Source organism: Armatimonas sp., assembly GCF_043760365.1.
In the GTDB taxonomy this organism is placed as follows: domain Bacteria; phylum Armatimonadota; class Armatimonadia; order Armatimonadales; family Armatimonadaceae; genus Armatimonas.
Map to the genome: position 1 here is coordinate 1 of NZ_JAYUPA010000976.1, position 2,760 is coordinate 2,760.

At 54.9% G+C, this 2,760-nt stretch carries 4 protein-coding genes; 1 reads left to right on the forward strand and 3 read right to left on the reverse strand.

All coding sequences use genetic code 11. The features are described from left to right. Positions 1 to 603, forward strand: a 603-nt coding sequence (locus ACH2EH_RS24695) for a class I SAM-dependent methyltransferase (protein WP_395146005.1), incomplete at its 5' end; no start/stop codon positions are given. Positions 604 to 771: 168 nt separating this feature from the next. On the opposite strand, the gene ACH2EH_RS24700 is transcribed toward ACH2EH_RS24695, so the two are convergent. Genes ACH2EH_RS24700 through ACH2EH_RS24710 form a run of 3 tightly spaced genes read right to left on the reverse strand, consistent with a single transcriptional unit; the run spans position 772 to position 2,657 of the window. Next, positions 772 to 1,656 carry a dienelactone hydrolase family protein gene (locus tag ACH2EH_RS24700; protein ID WP_395146007.1) on the reverse strand — a complete coding sequence of 295 codons (885 nt, stop codon included), beginning with the start codon at positions 1,654 to 1,656 and terminating at the stop codon, positions 772 to 774. A gap of 24 nt (positions 1,657 to 1,680) precedes the next feature. Then, positions 1,681 to 2,229, reverse strand: coding sequence for a transposase (locus ACH2EH_RS24705; protein ID WP_395146011.1), 549 nt, complete (start codon positions 2,227 to 2,229; stop codon positions 1,681 to 1,683). Continuing rightward, positions 2,214 to 2,657: a transposase gene (locus tag ACH2EH_RS24710; RefSeq protein ID WP_395146009.1), complete on the reverse strand. Its 444-nt coding sequence runs from the start codon at positions 2,655 to 2,657 to the stop codon at positions 2,214 to 2,216. The genes ACH2EH_RS24705 and ACH2EH_RS24710 overlap by 16 nt, the downstream gene beginning before the upstream one ends. Positions 2,658 to 2,760 lie beyond the last annotated feature (103 nt).

Below are 2,760 nucleotides of genomic sequence, written 5' to 3' on the forward strand. Positions count from 1 at the left end.
GGGATCTTCTACATGGGCCGTGAGATCGCACTCGTCATGGGCCACGAAGCCGCAGACTGGCTGGATCGCCCCGAACGTGAAGAAGAAGAAGCCCCTACACTGCTCGTAAAAGCACTGAAGCTGAAGCCCGGCATGGTGGTGGCCGATATCGGGGCGGGGAGTGGCTACCTAAGCTTTATGATGGCCAAACAAGTCGCACCGAGCGGAAAAGTGCTCGCGGTGGACATTCAACCCGAGATGCTGACAATTATTGAGCAAAAGAAAAAGCAAAACGGGATCAGTAATGTACAGGTAGTGCTAGGCAAGACCGATAATCCCAAGCTCCCCGAGAAGTCCTGCGATCTTCAGATCATGGTGGATGTTTACCACGAGTTCGACAAGCCCTATGAGATGGTATTGGCGATGGTGAAGGCCCTAAAAATCGGGGGCCGGATCGTCTTTGTGGAGTACCGCAAGGAAGACCCTGCGGTGCCGATTAAGGAAGTCCACAAGCTCAGTGTGGCGCAGGTCAAAAAAGAGATGGGGCTGTTCTCTCTGAAATTTGTCGAGAACAGCCAAATTCTCCCGCGCCAGCACATCTTGATCTTCGAGCGCGTGAAGTAGATCGTAGCATTTTCGCCCCCATGAACGCGCCCAGAGGGCACCCGGTCATATTGTCCTCGTTCCTCGGACACAAAGGCCGCAAGCGGCCATAACTCGGTATGGGCGGCACGCCCTTCGTGTCGGAGCCTGCGACGACAATAAGACGCCCCGGTTCATCGGGGCGATTCCTTACGCGCCGTTTTTCTTGAACCAGGCCAGCAGCTTAGCGAAACCGTCTTTGGCGTCTTTTTCGTTGTAGCTGGGCCGGTAGTCGGCGTGGAAGCCGTGCTCAGAGTCCGGGTAGACAACGATCTCGCACTTGGTCTTCCCGGCTGCCTTCAGCGCGGCGCGCATGCCCTCGATGCTCTCGATCTTTATTCCCGCGTCTTTCGCCCCGTAGAGTCCTAGCACGGGCGCTTTCACTTTGTCGGCGAGCTCCGTCGGGCTCTTGGGCTGGAGCGGGTTGCTCTGCCCGACGAGGCGACCGTACCAGGCAACCCCGGCTTTGAGTTTTGCATTGTGCGCCGCGTAGAGCCAAACAATGCGCCCGCCCCAGCAGAAGCCCGTGATCGCAACCCGGCTCGCATCGGCACTTCCCGTAGACTGGGCGTAGGCGAGCGCGGCATCCAGATCGGTCATCACCTGGGAATCGGGCACTTGGGACACCACGGGAAAGATCTCGACCATCGGCTTGTCCGAGACACTGCCCTGACGGACATAGAGTTCAGGAGCGATGGCGAAGTAGCCCTTCTTGGCAAAACGCCGACAGACATCTTTGATGTGCTCATGAACACCAAAAATCTCCTGCACAACGAGCACTACCGGAGCCTTCTTTCCCGCCACAAGCTTCGTCGGCACGGCGTAGTAGGCGGGCACTTCCACGCCATCCGCACCCTTAAACGTAATCATTCCCGCCTTCAGCCCCTTGGTGTCGGTGAGGATTGTCTCCGCAGCGACCGGCTGCACCGCTAGTGCAAAGCCAGTCGTCATTGCGGTCGTCAGAACGGTGCGGCGGGTCATGCATTCACCATCATTTTTGGTTTTAGAGAGCCACTCGGCATCTTTGATTTCCATAACGGCAGTATACCTGAGCCTTTTTCACGAATCGGGTGGATGCCCAAAAGGTTTCAAAATCTGGTCGGCAAACAAGACCAGAACCGCAAAATGGATGTGAAGATCAACCTTGGCATGGCCCCGAACGTAGATAGAGCGTAGACCAAAGGAGTCTTTCAAACGACTGTTACCACGCTCCGCATTGCCTCGCTCACGATAACCAACACTCTCCGCCGGGGCAAAGATGACTTTTTCACCACGGCGGGGATTTTGCTCTATCAAAGTAATATGACCCAACGAGGCACTGACTTGACGAATTCCAGGGGCATCGTAGGCACTGTCCATCAGATCGTAAAAACTTGTCACACAGGCAGCCAAGGTCTTCATCATCGGGATCGCAGTCTGGCTGTCATGAACGGATGCAGAGCTTGTCACGCACAAGAGAGGAATCATCCCATCAGCCCAAGCCAGATGAGCTTTGTAGCCGCGCCAACGGTACTCATTGCCGTCCGTGTCGTGCTTGACTCCCCAATCACAAGCGGTTGGCAGCTCCGACAGGGCTTCTTTTGCCGGTAAATCTACTTGTCTCTGTATCCGAGTTGGCTCAGGAGCAGGTCGCTCTTCTCCTTTCTTGGGTCGCCCACGCTTTTCTTCACCTTGAGAGGTTTGACCTTCTTGATAGCTTTCTCCCGTGCCTCTAAAGCGGTCGAATCGTGGCTGATATGCATCACGAGCTGAGGGGAAACGAACTTTTCAACCAAAGCAGCATGGGCCAATTGCCCCAGATTTATTTGGGCAAACTGAGAAAAAGCCCTGCTGAAGGTGGCTTCGCTGGGAGCTGTCTTCATTCCACAAAGCTTTCGCAGGGCACAACTTTGGTCAAGTTGTTCTTTCAGAGCACGGGTCTGGCTCAGATTGAAAAATGCCTTAGCCAGAAAAGCACGTGCTAGAGGACGCCTGTCTATCTGTTGCCCTCCTCGTTTACCCCGCTTGGGTTCTGGGACGAACTGCTCGATGCGCACAATCTCAAGAAAGTCGTGCCAGGATTTTGAGTTTGTTGGTTAGCTCCAGTCCCGTTTCTTCTTCCAGAAGAGGGAAAAGCTTCTCTCGGACTTGTTTCCAGTA